The sequence below is a fragment of the Leucobacter massiliensis genome (assembly GCF_002982315.1).
In the GTDB taxonomy this organism is placed as follows: domain Bacteria; phylum Actinomycetota; class Actinomycetes; order Actinomycetales; family Microbacteriaceae; genus Leucobacter; species Leucobacter massiliensis.
The window spans coordinates 152,285-168,923 of sequence record NZ_MWZD01000022.1; the positions used below are offsets into that span (position 1 = coordinate 152,285).

Consider the following 16,639-nt stretch of genomic DNA (forward strand, 5'->3'; position numbering starts at 1 on the left):
GTCGCCGCGGTTACTGCCGCTCGCCGCGGCGGAACTCCGCGCGCCGGCGGCGCTGGCTGATGATGAGCAGCGCGATCAGCAGGATGAAGCCGAGCGGGAGACCGATGAGCGAGATCCCGTAGACGAACGGCCACAGGCCCTCGGCCATGGCGTAGCGATCGTTCAGCCCCACGATGAGGGTCGCGAAGAACGAGAGGAGCGCCGTCGCGATGATCGCGAGGGACGCGTAGGCGAGGATCCTTTCGAGGATCGACGGTGGTCTGGATTCGGTGGGCATCCGTGCCATGGTATCGGCTGTGGCGCAGAGGCGGACGGAGGGGAGCGAGGTAGACTGGGCGGTGTATGCGAGCGCAACGGCTCGCGGCAGATGGACACGGGCGGGGCGACTCGCTGGAGAGGGACGAAGGCATGCCGAACGGCAAGGTCAGGTTCTACGACGAGGACCGCGGCTTCGGGTTCATCCAGGGGGATGACGGAGCTCAGGTGTACCTCCACGCCTCGGTGATTCCCGATGGCGCCGACATCGCGGCCGGCACGCGCCTGGAGTACAGCGTCGCGGACGGCCGCAAGGGTCCGCAGGCGCTCTCGGTCCGGGTGATCGACACGCCGCGGCTGGCGAAGCGCAACCGCAAGTCGGCCGACGAGATGGCCGTGATCATCGAGGACCTCGTCAAGCTGCTCGACGGGCTCGGGAGCCGGTTGAAGCACGGTCACTACCCCGAGCGCTCCCAGTCGCGCAAGGTGGCCACCATGCTGCGCCGGGTCGCGGACGACTTCGATGTCTGAGCGCTCCGGGAGCGCCGAGGCCGCCGAGCTCGCGGTGACGGACGAGGGGTCGGATCTCTCGGCGGAGGGGGACTCTGCGCCCTCGGGTGCGCCTTCCGCGGACGAGGCGCTCCTCGCCGCGAGGGATCAGGCACGTTCGGCGCTCGCCGAGATCACCGATCCTCGCACCGTGGGAGCGGACGACGGCCACGAGGTCCACGAGGACCACGTGCTCACCCTGTTCTTCGAGTGCCGGCTGCCGGGCTACCCGGGGTGGCGCTGGGCCGCCACGCTCGCGCGGGTCGACGAGGGCTCGCCGGTGAATGTGCTCGAGGTCGAGCTGCTGCCCGGTCCTGGGGCCGTTGTCGCGCCCGAGTGGGTGCCCTGGTCGGTGCGCCTCGCTCAGTATCGCGAGTCGCAGGCGCGGCAGGCCGCAGACGAGGCCGGTGCGGCGGAGGCGGCCGCAGCTGAGCTGGCCGATGACGGGCTCGACGAGGACGACATCCTGGAGAACGACTTCAGCGACTTCGACGATGAGATCGACGGCGTCGAGCTCGAGGACGAGCTGGGTGACGCTGAGGGCGGATCGGATGCCGAGGGCGACGAGGACTCCGACCCTGAAGGCGATGACGGTGACGACTCGGAGGATCGGGCGGACGAGGCCGACGACACCGAGCTCTTCGACGACGAGGACGATGATCCCGACGACGCCGAGGAGGACGACGCCTCCGACGAAGACGCCGAGGAAGCCCCCGGCGCCGAAGAGGAGTAGCGGCAGGGACACCCGCCTCAACCGAGTGCCCCGCGGTCCCTCCGGCCGCGGGGCACTCGCGTCTTGTGGCGCCGCACACGGAGCGCCTCCGCCGCCAGGCTGCCCGCAGCTGCCGCTCGCTCTCGAGCGCGCCAGAATGACATCGATTGGAAAATGACTCATTCATGGCTCGGGACAGGCTGCGTCATTCAGTCAAAAGGCTATGAAAAGTCAGCACTTGACAGGCTCTAGCGCGTCGCGGAAGATGGTGAGGGTCAAAATGAAATCGATTGTGAGGAACGATGTTGTTATCCGCAACGACGGTGGTCTACCCGCAGGGTGAGCTGCCGGCCGCCGTTCGGGACGTCGCGAGCGCCGGACTCGACGGGATCGAACTGCAGGGGCACCACGCGCTCTGGCTGCTCGCCGACGAGGCGCGAGAGGACGCCTTCCGGAGCTTGCTCGCGCGCAGCGGACTTCGCGTGAGCGCGGTGATGCTCGGGTACCTCGACTCCGAGGAGGCGCTGCAGCAGCTGTCGCGGGTCGTCGACCTCGCCGCCCGCCTCGGCGCAGGAACCGTCCCGGTGCTTCCGCCGCGCAACGGCACCGCGGACGATGCCGCATTCATCGAACTGCTCGGACGCCTGGCACACCATGCCGAGGGAGCAGGCGTCCGCATCGCCGTCCATCACCACCTCGGCACCCTCGTCAGCGACGCGGAGGACATCGACCGGCTGCTCGACGCGACGCTCGGGCTGCCGGGCGTCGGACTGCTCCTGGACACGGCTCACCTCGCGCTCCACGGCCCCGGCCTCGAGGAGCACCTCCGGCGATGGAGCGGCCGGATCCTCCACGCGCACCTCAAAGATCTCGTGGCCGATCACGGCGTCAACGCGGAGCGCGCCGGCCCGCGCGACGCCCAGCAGCATTTCCGCACGCCGGGGGAGGGGGCGCTGGAGCTGGGCTCCGTGGTGCGCACCCTCGCCATCGAGGAGGCCCGGCCCTGGCTGAGCCTCGAGATCGAGACCTTTCACCGCCCCCCGCTGGACTCGCTGCTGATCGGCAAAGCCACTATCGAAGGAGCACTGCAATGACCGTTCGCGCCGCACTCGTCGGCCTCGGATTCGCCGCCCAGGAGCTGAAGCTCCCCGGCTACCTCGCCGCTCGCGACCTCGTCGAGATCGTCGCCGTCGCCGACCCCGATCCGCACGCCCGCGCCGTCATCGCCCAGCAGCTCGGCCTCCCCCCGGAGGCCTGCCATGAAGGGTACGAGGAACTGCTCGCGCGGGCCGACGTCGACTACATCGATGTCTCGACGCCCCACCTCACCCATCTGCCGATCCTCGCGCTCGCCGCTGAGCGGGGGGTGTCCGTCATCTGCGACAAGCCCCTCGCGATGTCCGTCGCGGAGGTCGACGAGATGATCGGCCTGGTCGAACGCTCCGGCATCCGGGCTGGGGTGCACCACAACTACGCGCACTTCCCCTCGCACGCTGAGATGCTGCGGCAGATCGGGGCGGGCGCGATCGGGCGCGTCGACACCGTCACGATGAGCGCGCACTCCGTGTACGCCCCCGGGGTGATGCCGGGCGAGGACGGCTGGCGGGGCGTGGCCCGGCTCGCCGGCGGCGGGATTCTCATGGATTACGGGATCCACCTGCTCTACCTCTCCCTGCGGCTCCTGGGCCCGGGCTTCATCCCGCGCACGGTGACCGCGCGGGTCGACAAGCGCCGGATCCGCGCGGACGCCGACGTCGAAGACACCGTCACCGTCCACATCGAGGGGGAGCGCGGCGAGACCGCTGCGCTCACGCTGACCTGGGGCACGGGCACGAGCGGTCACACCGTCGTCGACGGGGAGACCGGCACTCTCCAGATCCGGTACCCCGACGGCTTCTCCGCGCAGCACAACGTCGCGCACGAGCTCCAGATCATGCGCGGGCGGCTCGGTGATCCCGAGTCGATCCCGGTCGAGTGGGAGCGGCTGCCGCTCGAGTGGTACTACGGTGGCTCAATCCGCTCCTTCGCCGAGTACGTGCGCGGCGGCGAGCCGAGCGGCGTCGCCACCCTCGACGAGGCGCGCGCGACCATCTCGCTCGCGCTCTCGGCGTACGAGTCCGTCGCACTCGACCGTCCGGTCGAGGTCCCGCTGTCGCCCGCTTCGCCACTGTACAGCCTCGGCGTGACGGGAGTGCACCGGATGGAGCTCGCCTCCGACAACGTGATCCGGCGCAGGGGACTGTACCGTCCGGCGAGTGATGAGGGTGCGCATGAGTAAGGTCACGCTGACAGGGCTGCTGAAGTCGCCCTCGCCGCAGCAGCACGGCGCGCGAGTCGAGATCACCGGGCTCGCAAAGAGCTATGACGGCCGCTCATGGGCGGTGCAGGACCTGGAACTGAGCGTGGAGCCCGGCGAGTTCCTCACGATCCTCGGCCCGAGCGGTTCGGGCAAGACCACCGCGCTCATGATGCTGGCAGGCTTCGAGACGCCGAGCCGCGGGGAGATCCACCTCAACGGCGAGCCCGTCGCGGCGCTCCCCGCGTACAAGCGGAACATCGGCATGGTCTTCCAGAGCTACGCCCTCTTCCCGACGATGAGCGTCGAGGACAACATTGCCTACCCGCTGAGGATGCGCAAGACGCCCCGTGCCGAGCGTGAACGTCTCGTCGACGCGTCGCTCGAGCTCGTGCAGTTGCAGGCGCATCGGAAGAAGCGGCCCGGTCAGCTCTCCGGCGGACAGCAGCAACGCGTAGCCCTGGCACGCGCGACGGTCTTCACCCCGGGACTCCTGCTCATGGACGAGCCGCTGGGCGCCCTCGACCGCAAGCTGCGCCAGACCATGCAGAACGAGATCGCGAACATCCACCGCTCGCTGGGCGTCAGCGTCGTGTCGGTCACGCACGACCAGGAAGAGGCGCTCAGCCTGTCCGACCGCGTGCTCATCATGGCGGACGGGAGGATGCAGCAGCTCGGCACGCCTGCCGAGATCTTCGAGCGCCCCCGCAACGCCTTCGTCGCGGACTTCATGGGGGAGGCAAACGTCATCGACGCCACCGGCGGGCGCCTCGCCGCAGGCTGCATCGACGTGCGCGGCTCGGCCGAGCTCGGTGGGGCGGCGCTCGTCAGCGTGCGCCCCGAGCTCGTCGCCCTCGCCCCCGCGCCGCTGGATGCCGCTTCGGGCACCGTCACCGCGGTGACGTACCAGGGCAGCACGGTCCGCTACGAGATCCGCCTGCGGAACGAGGAAACCGTCGTGGCGCGGCTGGCGACCGGGCCGGCGCAGACGCCGCTCGCGCGGGGCGAGTCGGTGCGGCTCACGGTCGACGCCGGCTCGATCGTGCCGCTGGAGGATGCAGGGCGATGACGGCGACGTTGACCGCCGCGAGCCCGCGGGACGAGGTGCCGGCCGTCGCCAAGGCGCGCTTCACCGTGCGCCAGTTCGCCGTGCTGCCGATGCTGGTGCTCTACGCCGCCCTGCTCGCGTACCCGATGGGACTCATCGCCGTGCGCGCGTTCACCTCATCTGACACGGGGGAGTGGACGCTCGCCAACTTCAGCCGGCTCGTGACCGAGCCGGTCACCGGCATCGTCGTGCTCGACACGCTCCGCGTCGCGGGCGTCACCACGCTGTTCTGCCTGGTCCTCGGCTACGTCGTCTCGTACACGATCGCCCGCATGCCTCGCTGGGGGTCCTTCCTCGAGGGGCTCGTGCTGATCCCGCTGATGACGAGTGTGCTGGTCCGCGCCTTCGTCTGGATCGCGCTGCTGGAGGACCGTGGAGTCGTCAACACCCTGCTGATGACGCTGGGCATCACCCAGGAACCGATTCAGCTCGTCTACAACGAAACCGGAGTGCTCATCGGCATGGTCCACGTCATGCTCCCGCTCACGATCATCCCGATGCTCGCCGTCTTCCGGCAGATCGATCAGCGCCTGCTGCGCGCCTCGGACTCGCTCGGGGCGAGTCCGTGGACGACGTTCTGGCGCGTCTACCTGCCGCTCAGCCTTCCCGGGGTGATCGCGGGGGGCCTGCTGTGCTTCGTGCTCTCGCTCGGCTTCTACGTGACGCCGGCAATGCTCGGCGGCGGGCAGACGATGCTGCTGGCCCAGCAGATCGAGGTCCAGGTGCAGCGTCTGCTGCAGCTCAATCAGGCGAGTGCGCTGTCGCTCAGCCTGATCCTGCTCGTGCTGGTCGCGTGGGCGCTCGTCGCCATCGCGCGGATCGCGCGGCGCGCCACGCGAAAGGGGGAGGAAGCATGATGCGATTCCGGATCGGGGGCGCGGCCGTCACGCTGCTCGCGCTGCTCACGCTCGTTTACCTGGTCGCGCCGACGATCCTCGTCTTCGGCATGGCCTTCAACTCGGCGCCGGACCTTTCGTTCCCGCCGAGCGGCTTCTCGATGCAGTGGTTCCAGTCTTACCTCGAGAGCCCGGTGTGGGTCGATGCGACGATCCGGAGCCTCGTCATCGGCGTCGTCTCCTGCGCACTCTCCGTGATGTTCGGCACGGCGGCCGCTGTCGGCCTCGCACGCACCCGCGGACCGGTGTTCAATGCGATCAGCGCGATCATCGGCCTTCCGCTCGTGGTGCCCGGGATCATCATCGGCCTGGCGCTGTTCGATCTGTACTCGCGCATGCATGTCGTCGGGGACCTCACCGCGATCATCCTCGCCCACACGATGCTCGGGGTGCCCTACGTCTTCGTCAACGTCATGGCGAGCTTCACGCGGTTCGATTTCCGCTTGGAGCAGGCCTCCCTGGGACTCGGCGCGGGGCCGTGGTCCACGTTCCGCCACGTCACCTTCCCGGGGATCCTCCCCGGGGTGATCGCGGGATCGTTCTTCGCCTTCATCTCCAGCTGGGACGACCTCGCCGTCACCATGCTCATCGCAGGCAGCACGAGCCGTACCCTGCCGGTGGTCATGTTCAGCGGGATCCGCTTCAACGTGGACCCGACGATCGCGGCGGTGGCGGCAATCCTGACGGCAGTCGTGCTCGTCCTGGCGGCAGCCCGCACGCTCCTCGAGCGTCGGATGCTCCGCTGAAACAATCTCCTGGCGGGGGCGGGGTCCGTCCAACCCTCTCCCGCCAGGAACCTCCCGAGGGCCGGTTACCGGGTGGACTCGCGCTCGCGCAGCATGCCGTGGAGCACACGGCGCCGGGGCCCCTGCGGCTCCCGTCCCTCGATGAGTTCGAGGATCGTCGCGCTGGCGATGCGGCCGAGTTCCCTGGTCTGGCCCGAGACCGAGGTCACCGGCGGCTTCGCGACGCGGAACCAGCTCGGGTCCTCCATCGCCGCGAGGCCGAGATCGTCCGGGATGCTCACCCCGCGGTCGCTGAGGGCACCCATCACGCCGGCCATGAAGCTGTTGCTGGTCACGAGGACCGCCGTCGCCTCCCCGGATGAGAGCTCGCCGGCGATGCGGGCGCCCTGCTGGTAGCCCCATTCCTCTGAGTAGCTGCCGTGACAGAGCACCACGCTGACCTCGGGGGAGGACTGCGCGGCGGCCACGGCGCCCCGTCCGCGCAGTCGTGCGGTGCTGAACTCTTCAGGCCCCAGCACCACGTAGATCCGGGTGTACCCCCGGCCGATGAGGTGCTTCGTGGCGAGGGCAGCGTCGCCTTCGTCGTCCATGCAGATCGAGTAGCGGCTGTCATTCTCGCTCTGACGGATGATCTCGACGACGGGAGGGTGCACCGCGCCGGAGAAGGCATCGTCAACGCCGCGCGGGGTGCAGGGCGCGTGCAGGATCCCGTCGACCATCTGGCTCTGGAAGGCGAGGGCGTAGCGCCGGTCCAGTTCGGGGTCGTTCAGCGACTGGCCGATGATGAGCCCGTAGTCGCGCTCGTTGAGCTCCAGTTGGATGCTGGACACGAGAACGTTGAACACCTCCGAGGTGAGGTCCGGGATCAGGACGCCGATCATGCCCGTGCTCGATCGGCGGAGCGCGCGGGCCTGGAAGTTCTGGACGTAGCCGAGCCGGGATGCCTCCTTGAGGACGCGTTCGCGCGTGTCCGGCTTCACCAGGGAGGACTCGTTGAGCGCGCGCGACACGGTCGACGGCGAGAGGCCCAGCTCACGCGCGATCGAGTAGATGGTGGGTGGCTTCATTCCTGCTCCAATGCTCTGGCACTCGCTGGTTTGCCCACGCGCTGTGATGACGGTGTCGCGCTGGTGCCCGATCTCACTCGGGGTCGCCGGTCCGCGAATCGCCCGGCGGCGGCGCGCGGCGCCGCGACGCATCGTGGTCATCCTACTCAATGTTCGACGCGGAGCGGGGCAGGCGGAACAGCGTCCGCCTGCCCCGCTCCGCGTCGGGCCCCTCGGGCTCAGCCGTAGAGGAAGGACTGCCAGGCCTCCATCATGGAGGTGGCGTTCTCCGCGTAGAACTTGGCGTCGGGCCGGAACTGCACCGACATGGCCTGCTCGCTCGTCGGCAGCGTCTCGACGACGGCGGGATCGAGGCCCTCGAGTGCGCCCTTGTTGGTACCGGCGTAGTTGATCTCCTCGACGAAGGCCTGTTGCTGTCGCACCTGCGTGGCGAAGCGGATCAGTTCCTTCGCCTGCTCCAGATTCGGTGCGCCCTTGGGGATCGCGATCCAGTCGGTCGCGAGTGCCGCCTCGTTGAAGGTGAAGGACCTGCCTGCATAGGCGCCGCCGCTGGGCAGCACGCCCAGGGTCGCCTGCCCGCTCGACACGAGCTGCAGGCCCTGGGCGTTCGAGTCGTAGACGATGAAGCTGTCACGGATCTCCGCGAGCTTGTCGAGTGCGCGGTCGACGTCGAGCGGGTAGAGCTCGTCCTTGTCCACGCCGTCGGCGATCAGCGCGAACTCAAAGAGCTGAGCGTCGGGTCCCCAGGACGGGACGGCCCGCTTGCCGGGGAACTTCTCGAGGTCCCAGAAGTCCTCCCAGGACTGCGGTGCCGAGTCGCCCTCCCCGAAGGCGCCCGTGTGCCAGGCCATGACGTTGGAGGAGAAGTCGAGTCCGACCGCGTAGTCGGTCACCGCTCCCTCGATGAAGTCGTCAGGGTCGACGACGCCCGAGATGTCCTCGAAGAGCCCCTTGCCGGTGCCGAGGCCGAGATCGGTGGTGGATACCGTGACCGCGTCCCACTGCACGTTGCCGGTGTCGACCTGCGTCTGGAGCGCCGCGATGCCCGTATCGGCATCGGCGACGGCGATCCCCGTCTCCTCGGTGAAGGGGTCGAAGAACGCGGCGCGCATCGCCTCCGCGTATTTGCCGCCCCAGCTGGCGACGGTGATCGCCTGCGGCGCCCCGTCCGCTGCGTCGCCGGACGAGCCCGGTGCACTGCAGCCGCTGAGCAGGAGCAGGCCGCCCGCGAAGGCGGCGATGGTCTTGCCGAATCTCATGTTTCAATCCTCTCGTGGTTTCCGCGGACGGCGGCGCGCTGCGGTGCGCGTCGTTCCCCGCCCCCGGGGGGTGCGTTCGTGCGGGCGAGCGCTCCGCGCCGTCCCGAGGATATGCCGGCCGCCGTGCTCAACTATAGAATCGATTGCATTCGCTGTCTAGAGGGAGATTGTGCGGAAATCGAGCAAGTAAATGGATCAATCCCGAAAGCGTGGCCTCAAAAGATAGATCGATTGCATTCCGCACCCGACGGCCTGTGGGCCGTCTCCGAGAGCGCCGCGGCACAGCGGCCCCCTCAGCCCGCGAAGGCGGCCCTGATCTCGTGGTGCGGTAAGGCGTAGCTCCGGTGCCCGTCACGGCCCTCGCAGTCGCGAGCCGCGACCAGGGCGTTCACCACCGCCTCCTCGGTCGCCTGCACGACCGCCTCGAACAGCGGATCGACGGCGCCCCACGCCAGGTGCTCCAGCCGCTCCCTGCCGGCCTGAGCGGGACCCATGCGCGAGGAAAGCACACCCTCATTGGCGGTGGAGAGCGCGAGGAAGATGTCCCCAGAGAAGTGACTGCCCGTCGTTCCGGTGCGGGCGAGACCGAGCGGCACTCGGCGCGCGAGAGCGCGGCACTGATCGGGCAGCAGCGGTGCATCGGTCGCCACCACGACGATCACGCTGCCCGCCCCCGGCGGCAGCGCGGCGCCGGTGCCGGACTCGCGTTCGAACCATCCGCTCGTCTCCAGCGGACTGGGCGCCGAAGAGCCCGGTCCGAGGGGCCGCCCGGCGACGCGCAGCTCGCGCCGGGAGCCGAAGTTGGCCTGCAGGAGCACGCCCACCGTCCAGCGCTCCCCGCCGGCGGCGGCAATCCGTGAGGCGGTGCCGGTGCCGCCCTTGAAGCCGTAGCAGTTCATGCCCGTGCCGCCGCCCACGTTGCCCTCCGGCACCGGACCGCCTGTGGCTGCCTCGAGCGCAGCCGCTGCGTGCTCCGGCCGCACCGCGTCGGCATTGATGGAGTTGAGATAGCCGTCCCAGGTCTCGCCGACGACGGGAAGCATCCACGCGCGAGCCGCTTCGGGGTGGTGCTCCGCCATCCAGTGATCGATGCCCCGATGGACCGCGCCCACCGCGTGCGAGTTGGTGATGGCGATGGGAGCCTGGAGCTGACCCGACTCCTCGATCCAGCTACGCCCAGTGAGCTCGCCGTTGCCGTTGAGCACCGCCACCCCCGCCGCGCACGGGAGCGCGGCCCGGTCCTTGCCGCGGGGGAGGATCACCGTCACCCCCGTGCGGACGACCGGATCGTCGTCTGCGCAGAGCGTGACGAACCCCGTCTCGAGGCCGGGGACGTCGGTGATGGCGTTCCAGGCCCCGGCTTCGCCGTCGAACGGCACGCCGAGTTCCCGCGCACGGGGGTCGTGGACATCGGTGCCCGCCTCTGCGCCCGCTGGCCCGACCGGTCCCGCGCCTTCGCCGGCGTTCGCCGGCTCGCAGGCCCGCGCGCCTGCTGCCGGGTCCGGGTGGGTGGCGGCACCCATCTGGGAACGTCTTGTCGTATTCTCCACAGTTCCTCCACAATCGATGTCAATACGAACACATCATTCGTCCGCCAGGGGGTGAAGTCAAGTCGGCACTGGACTCCGCGGGGCCTTGCGCACCCGACTCGAGGAAGCCCGGGGCTCCCGGGCTTCCCAAAGCTGCAATCGATTGATATGTTGTGCCGAGAACGATCCAGGATCCACGCACCGGACAGCGACCGGGCGTGGTTCGACGCATGAGAGAGGTGGTCCGTGTCCACTCGAAATACGGCAGCATTCATGGCCGAAGAAGCGAGCGCGCTCCTCAGCGCGCTCACCGCCCAACAGCGAGCGCGCATCTGCGCCCCGGCGAACGACCGCGTCGGCCGTCACTGGTATTTCACCCCGGCCGAGCGAGACGGCGTCGCCCTCGCTGACCTGAGCCCGCGCGCGCAGCAGAACGCCCTGCGGCTCCTGCGCAGCGGGCTCAGCGAGGCGGGCTTCGCGCTCGCCACCTACATCCTCGGGCTCGAGAACCTGCTCGCCTGCGAAGAAGGATGGATGGAGCAGTACCCGGGACGCCCCGGACACGGCCGCTCGCGGGATCCCCAGCTCTACTTCGTCAAGATCTTCGGCGATCCGGCGGACGAGACCTGGGGGTGGCAGTTCGCCGGCCACCACCTCGTCGCGCACGCCTTCGTCGAAGACGGCCGAGTCGCGAGCCTCACCCCCCACTTCATCGGGGTGAATCCCGCCGCCGCGCCGTCGATCGGCCGCAACCAGTTCCGCCCGCTCGCGGGAGAGGAACAGATCGCCATCGAGCTCGTCGCGGGTCTGAACGGCGCGCAGCGGCAGCGCGCGGTATTCTCGAGCGTCGCCCCGAGCGATATCCTGCAGCAGAACCGGCCCCTCGTCGACGACGCGGCGCTGCCCTCCGCTCCGGCCGACATCTATCCGGCCGACGTGCCGCGCGAAGAGGTCGTCGGCTTTCTCGCCGGCCTCGGCATCGACGCCGAGGCCGCCGATGCCGCGCCCGACGGCCCCGAGATCGCCGCATACGCCGCGACGGACGCGGGCGCTCGGGGCGTGCGCGTCGCCGAGCTCGACCCCGCAGGGCGGGAACTGGCGTCCGAGTTGCTCGCCCACTACGTCGAGCGTTTCCCCGAGGACGTGCGTCACGCCGTGTTCGGCTGGGAACCCGGCGAACCGCTGCCCGCGGATCTCCGCTTCGCCTGGGCCGGGAGTCCGCAGCAGGGCTCCGGACGCTACTACTGCCTCGATTCGGCGAACCTCACCATCGAGTTTGACAACACCCAGAACCGCGCGAACCACATTCACAGTGCGCTGCGCAGCCGGCGCAGCGACTTCGCGAGCGACATCCTGCGCGCGCACTACCTCGCCGAGCATCCGAACTGAAAGCGGAAACCGTGACCCATCACCCCAGCCTCAGACTCGTCAACCTGGGAGGAGTCTCTCCAGACCTCGAACGCTGCCTCGCCTTCTTCGAGGCGGCCCCGGGCACGCGCGTCCTCGGCCACGCCGACGCCTCGGGCACGCCGTACCTGCGCCTCGCGCTCGGGCCGATCGCCGTCAACCTGTTCGTGCAGCCCGTGTTCACCGCGTCGCCCGTGACCGCGGGCTGGAGCCACGTGAGCCTCGAAACGGACCGGCTGCAGCCCTTCCTCGACGCACCGGAGTGGGCCGCGGTCATGACCCGTGAGCCCTGGACGATCGAGACCCTCGGCGAGTCTCGTCGTATCGCATTCTTCGAGCCTGCACCCGGCCTGCGCGTGGAGATCATGGAGATCACCCGGGAGCTGCCGCCCGTCGAGCAGGTGCCCGGAGTCAGCACCGTCTACGAGGCGCAGGGACGCCGCGGGGAGGCCGCGGGACTGACGCACCGCGCCGGACCGCCGGCCCTGCTGGGTCGCGCGCTCACAGTGCAGTGCCAGACCGGCGACAACCTCGCCGTCCACCGCGCTGTCGCGCGCGCCACGGCGGGCGACGTCCTCGTGATCGCGGGAGGCGACGCCTCCGTGGGCTATGTCGGAGACATCCTCGTCCGGGCAGCCGTCGAGCGCGGGATCGCGGGGCTCATCGTCGACGGGGGCGTGCGCGACATCGACGAGCTCAGAAGCATCGGGCTCCCGGTGTGGTCGACCCGGGTGGCCATCACCGGTGCCACGAAGGTGAGCCCCGGACGCATCGGCGAGCCGCTCGTGTGCGCCGGGGCGGCCGTCGAGAGAGGCGACGTCGTGCGCGCAGACAGTGACGGCGTCGTGTTCGTCGCAGTTTCCGAGTGGCCTGCGGTGCTGCACGCCGCCCGCGAGCGAGACGCCTTCGAAGAGAGCGTCGCAGACCGGCTCCGGGCCGGCGAGACCACCCTGCAGGTGTTCGGCCTGCGCGACTGAGCGCCTCCTCGAGGCGGTCGGGGCAGCTGCGGCCACCGGGGCAGCCGGGGCCACCGGGCGCCGTGCGAGCGGGCACAGCGGCCCCGGCCGTGCTCAGCTCATGCGCTCCAGCACATGGTCGATGCAGGCGGTGAGGGCGCGCGCATCGTCCGGCTCGATCGCGGTGAAGGTCGCGACACGGAGCTGGTTGCGGCCCAGCTTGCGGTACGGCTCGGTGTCGACGATCCCGTTCGCGCGCAGCGTGCGCGAGATGGCGGCCGCATCGACGGAGTCATCGAAGTCGATCGTGACGACCACCTGCGAGCGGTGATCCGGACCCGAGACGAACGGCGTCGCCACCGGGCAGCGCTCGGCCCACTCGTACAGCACCCCAGAGGACTCCGCGGTGCGGGCGGCGGCCCAGCCGAGCCCGCCCTGCGCGTTGATCCAGCGGATCTGCTCGTCCATCAATCCGAGCGTGGCCAGCGCCGGGGTGTTCAGCGTCTGGTTCTTGCGCGAGTTCTCGACCGCGCCTGCCAGGTTCAGTGTCTCGGGAATGTAGCGTCCCGAGGCGGTGACGCGCTCGATGCGCTCGATCGCCGCGGGGGACACGAGCGCGAACCACAGCCCGCCGTCGGAGGCGAAGTTCTTCTGCGGGGAGAAGTAGTAGACGTCCACCTCGCTCGCGTCGAAGTCGATCCCGCCCGCCCCGCTCGTCGCATCGACCACCGTCAGCGCCCCCGCGTCACCCGCCACCCGGCGCACCGGGGCCATCACGCCCGTGGAGGTCTCATTGTGCGGGAAGGCGTAGACGTCGACGCCGGCGACCGCCTCGGCCTGCGAACGGGACCCGGCATCGGCGGTGCGCACATCGGGATCCTCGAGGAACGGCGCCGCACCGGCGGCCTTCGCGAACTTCGCGCCGAACTCGCCGAAGGCGAGATGCTGGCTCCTGCGCTCGATCAGGGAGTGCACGGCCGAATCCCAGAAGGTCGTCGCCCCACCGTTTGCGAGCAGGATCTCGTAGCCCTCCGGCGCCCGGAACAGTTCGGCGAGCCCTTCGCGCACGCTGCCGACCAGGTCCTTCACCGGCGCCTGCCGGTGCGAGGTACCCAGCACCCGCGGCTGCAGGGAGGCGAGGAACGCGAGCTGCTCGTCCCGCACCTTCGAGGGGCCGCATCCGAAGCGGCCGTCAGCGGGCAGAAGGGAGGAGGGGATGGTGATTTCGGCCATGCGACGATTCTAGTGTCGCGCGCCGGAGCCGCGTTCCAGGGTCCATGGCCGGTCCGGGGTCCGGGGTCCGGGGTCCGTGGCCGGTGAACGGAACCGGGAGGAGGCACCCTGCGCTGGGCGACGCCCCTGCACGACACGCCGGCACTGCGGACCGCGGCGGAACGGGCGCGGCCGGGCGGTGCTCCGGGCCCGCCGATGCTCTAGTCTGTGAGGTGAGCCTCAGCGTGCGCCGACCGGTGGGAACGGGAGACGGGCGGAGCGGAACAGGGCCCGGCCGGACCCGAGCACCGAATCCACCGCCCGGAACACCGGACGTTTTCACGGGCGCCGGCCACCGCGAGGCGCGGAACGAAACGAGAGGGCGGCGATGGCGGATCTGATCGACACGACAGAGATGTACCTGCGCACCATCCTCGAGCTCGAGGAAGAGGGCATCGTGCCGCTGCGCGCCCGCATCTCGGAGCGGCTCGGGCACTCAGGACCCACCGTGTCGCAGACGGTGGGCCGGATGGAGCGCGACGGCCTCGTGGTCGTCACCGACGACCGGCGCCTGGAACTGACCGTGTCCGGGCGGACCAAGGCGATCCACGTCATGCGCAAGCACCGCCTCGCCGAGCGCCTCCTCTCCGACGTCATCGGGCTGGAGTGGCCCTACGTGCACGACGAGGCGTGCCGCTGGGAGCACGTCATGAGCGAGCGCGTCGAACGCAAGCTGCTCGCGATCCTCGGCAACCCCACGGAGTCGCCCTACGGCAACCCCATCCCGGGCCTCGACGAACTCGGCGCGATCCGCGCCGGATCGTTCCAGACAGGGGTCACCGGCCTCGCAGAACTGCTCATCGAGGCCGATCGGCCCGTCACTGCGCGCATCAGGCGGCTCGCCGAGCCGCTGCAGGTGGATCCCGTGCTGCTCGAGCAGCTCTCCGCGGCCGGGGTCCTTCCCGGGAGCACCGCCACCTTCACCCGGCGCGGCGCCGCCGTGCACGTCGAGGTCGAGGGGTCGAGCGAGGCGCTCGACCTGCCCGGTGAGGTCGCCGCACACATCTTCGTTTCCGTCTAGCCGGGCGGAACGCGTCGCCGCGGCCCGGTCGTGGTGACGCGGCATGCCCCGCAGCGGTCGGGGCGCTCCGCGGCCGAAATCGCGAATGTACACCGAGGCGGCCTGAGGGGGCTGTCCACAATGGAGTCGATAGACCACAGAGGAGTCGTACGTGACGTTACCCACCCCCGAAGCCCATCTCCGTGACGTCTCGCGCGTCGTCGGGCAGCGCAGCGCCGGAGAGCCCGAGTTCCTGCAAGCGGTGCGGGAGGTGCTCGAGTCGCTCGCGCCCGTGCTCGCCGAGCACCCCGAGTTCGTCGAGGGCGGGATCCTCGAACGCCTCGTCGAACCCGAGCGGCAGCTCATCTTCCGCGTCCCGTGGACCGACGACGAGGGCCTCGTGCGCGTGAACCGCGGCTACCGGGTGCAGTTCAACTCCGCCCTCGGGCCCTACAAGGGCGGCCTCCGCTTCCACCCCTCCGTGAACCTCTCCGTCATCAAGTTCCTCGGCTTCGAGCAGATCTTCAAGAACGCGCTCACCTCCCAGCGCATCGGCGGCGGCAAGGGCGGATCCGACTTCGATCCGAGCGGCCGCAGCGATGCCGAGGTGATGCGCTTCTGCCAGAGCTTCATGACCGAGCTCGTGCACCACATCGGCGAGCACACCGACATCCCCGCCGGAGACATCGGCGTCGGCGCCCGCGAGATCGGGTACCTCTTCGGCCAGTACCGGCGCATCACCCAGCGCTACGAGGCCGGAGTGCTGACGGGGAAGGGCGTGGGCTGGGGCGGCGCCGAAGTGCGCACCGAGGCCACCGGGTACGGCGCCGTGTTCTTCGCCGAGGAGATGCTGCTGCGCGTGGGCGAGGGTATCGAAGGCCGGCGCGCGATCGTCTCCGGCTCAGGCAACGTCGCCACCTACGCGATCGAGAAGATCCAGCAGCTCGGCGGAACGGCCGTCACCGCCTCCGACTCCGGCGGGTACATCGTGGACGAGGCCGGGATCGATGTCGAACTGCTCAAGCAGGTCAAGGAGGTGGAGCGGGCGCGGATCTCGCGATACGCCGAGCTGCGTCCCTCGGCCCGCTTCGTCGCCGGCGGCTCCGTGTGGGATGTCCCGGCGGAGCTCGCCTTCCCGTGCGCCACGCAGAACGAACTCGGCGAGGCCGGCGCCCGGGCGCTGATCGCGAACGGTGTCCGCGCAGTGGTCGAGGGCGCCAATATGCCGACGACGCCCGCCGCAGTCGAGCTTCTGCAGGACGCGGGCGTGCTGTTCGCGCCGGGCAAGGCCGCCAACGCCGGGGGCGTGGCGACCTCTGCGCTCGAGATGAGCCAGAACGCCGCGCGTTCCCGCTGGGACCGCGACAAGAGCGAGACCCGCCTGCACGACATCATGCGCGAGGTGCACGGAGCCACCTACGCGGCCTCGGAGCGCTACGGGCGCCCCGGCGACTATGTGCTCGGCGCCAACTCGGCGGGCTTCGTGCGAGTCGCGCAGGCGATGCTGGAGCAGGGCGTCATCTGAGGCAACGCGCGGCGGCGCCCGCGTGGGCGCCGCCGACACCGAAGATGCTCGGCGCTGAGGGC

General features: G+C 70.0%; 16 protein-coding genes. 11 read left to right on the forward strand and 5 right to left on the reverse strand.

Annotated features, from left to right (window positions below):
- Positions 1-10 precede the first annotated feature (10 nt).
- Positions 11-277 (reverse strand): hypothetical protein, encoded by a 267-nt coding sequence (locus tag B4915_RS12890; protein ID WP_245907503.1) that lies wholly within the window; start codon positions 275-277, stop codon positions 11-13.
- A gap of 131 nt (positions 278-408) precedes the next feature.
- Between B4915_RS12890 and B4915_RS12895 the strand changes: the two genes are divergently transcribed.
- The 7 genes from B4915_RS12895 to B4915_RS12925 all read left to right on the forward strand — a co-directional run bounded on the left by B4915_RS12895 (position 409) and on the right by B4915_RS12925 (position 6,562).
- On the forward strand, positions 409-786 hold the full coding sequence (locus B4915_RS12895; protein ID WP_105806214.1) for a cold-shock protein: 378 nt from the start codon (positions 409-411) through the stop codon (positions 784-786).
- A complete protein-coding gene (locus B4915_RS12900; RefSeq protein ID WP_105806215.1) occupies positions 779-1,537 on the forward strand; it encodes a DUF3027 domain-containing protein in 759 nt (252 codons plus the stop codon). The genes B4915_RS12895 and B4915_RS12900 overlap by 8 nt, the downstream gene beginning before the upstream one ends.
- A 281-nt stretch (positions 1,538-1,818) precedes the next feature.
- Complete coding sequence (locus B4915_RS12905; RefSeq protein WP_105806216.1) at positions 1,819-2,610, forward strand: sugar phosphate isomerase/epimerase family protein; 792 nt, start codon at positions 1,819-1,821, stop codon at positions 2,608-2,610.
- A complete protein-coding gene (locus B4915_RS12910; protein WP_105806217.1) occupies positions 2,607-3,794 on the forward strand; it encodes a Gfo/Idh/MocA family protein in 1,188 nt (395 codons plus the stop codon). The genes B4915_RS12905 and B4915_RS12910 overlap by 4 nt, the downstream gene beginning before the upstream one ends.
- Positions 3,787-4,881, forward strand: coding sequence for an ABC transporter ATP-binding protein (locus tag B4915_RS12915; RefSeq protein WP_105806218.1), 1,095 nt, complete (start codon positions 3,787-3,789; stop codon positions 4,879-4,881). Before B4915_RS12910 ends, B4915_RS12915 begins: the two co-directional genes overlap by 8 nt.
- The gene (locus tag B4915_RS12920) at positions 4,878-5,777 is read left to right on the forward strand and encodes an ABC transporter permease (protein ID WP_105806219.1); all 900 of its coding nucleotides are present in this window, start codon (positions 4,878-4,880) and stop codon (positions 5,775-5,777) included. The genes B4915_RS12915 and B4915_RS12920 overlap by 4 nt, the downstream gene beginning before the upstream one ends.
- Positions 5,777-6,562, forward strand: coding sequence for an ABC transporter permease (locus tag B4915_RS12925; RefSeq protein ID WP_181158591.1), 786 nt, complete (start codon positions 5,777-5,779; stop codon positions 6,560-6,562). Before B4915_RS12920 ends, B4915_RS12925 begins: the two co-directional genes overlap by 1 nt.
- Positions 6,563-6,627: 65 nt before the next feature.
- Here B4915_RS12925 and B4915_RS12930 read toward each other — a convergent pair whose 3' ends face one another.
- The 3 genes from B4915_RS12930 to B4915_RS12940 all read right to left on the reverse strand — a co-directional run bounded on the left by B4915_RS12930 (position 6,628) and on the right by B4915_RS12940 (position 10,411).
- Complete coding sequence (locus B4915_RS12930) at positions 6,628-7,629, reverse strand: LacI family DNA-binding transcriptional regulator (RefSeq protein ID WP_181158592.1); 1,002 nt, start codon at positions 7,627-7,629, stop codon at positions 6,628-6,630.
- Positions 7,630-7,847: 218 nt separating this feature from the next.
- Entirely contained in the window at positions 7,848-8,888 is a 1,041-nt protein-coding gene (locus B4915_RS12935) for an extracellular solute-binding protein (protein ID WP_105806222.1), read from the reverse strand.
- Between the two features lie 293 nt (positions 8,889-9,181).
- Positions 9,182-10,411, reverse strand: coding sequence for a DmpA family aminopeptidase (locus tag B4915_RS12940; protein WP_105806223.1), 1,230 nt, complete (start codon positions 10,409-10,411; stop codon positions 9,182-9,184).
- 252 nt (positions 10,412-10,663) lie between these two features.
- Here B4915_RS12940 and B4915_RS12945 point away from each other — a divergent pair, with 252 nt between their 5' ends.
- Both B4915_RS12945 and B4915_RS12950 read left to right on the forward strand, forming a co-directional pair.
- Complete coding sequence (locus tag B4915_RS12945; RefSeq protein ID WP_281258215.1) at positions 10,664-11,806, forward strand: DUF3500 domain-containing protein; 1,143 nt, start codon at positions 10,664-10,666, stop codon at positions 11,804-11,806.
- Between the two features lie 11 nt (positions 11,807-11,817).
- Positions 11,818-12,801 (forward strand): RraA family protein, encoded by a 984-nt coding sequence (locus tag B4915_RS12950; protein ID WP_105806225.1) that lies wholly within the window; start codon positions 11,818-11,820, stop codon positions 12,799-12,801.
- Positions 12,802-12,894: 93 nt separating this feature from the next.
- On the opposite strand, the gene serC is transcribed toward B4915_RS12950, so the two are convergent.
- The gene (gene serC / locus B4915_RS12955; RefSeq protein WP_105806226.1) at positions 12,895-14,013 is read right to left on the reverse strand and encodes a phosphoserine transaminase; all 1,119 of its coding nucleotides are present in this window, start codon (positions 14,011-14,013) and stop codon (positions 12,895-12,897) included.
- Positions 14,014-14,380: 367 nt separating this feature from the next.
- Here serC and B4915_RS12960 point away from each other — a divergent pair, with 367 nt between their 5' ends.
- Together B4915_RS12960 and gdhA are read left to right on the forward strand one after the other, a co-directional pair.
- A complete protein-coding gene (locus tag B4915_RS12960; RefSeq protein WP_105806227.1) occupies positions 14,381-15,073 on the forward strand; it encodes an iron-dependent transcriptional repressor DtxR in 693 nt (230 codons plus the stop codon).
- Between the two features lie 151 nt (positions 15,074-15,224).
- Positions 15,225-16,577 carry an NADP-specific glutamate dehydrogenase gene (gdhA, locus tag B4915_RS12965; RefSeq protein WP_105806228.1) on the forward strand — a complete coding sequence of 451 codons (1,353 nt, stop codon included), beginning with the start codon at positions 15,225-15,227 and terminating at the stop codon, positions 16,575-16,577.
- The last annotated feature ends 62 nt before the right edge of the window (positions 16,578-16,639 follow it).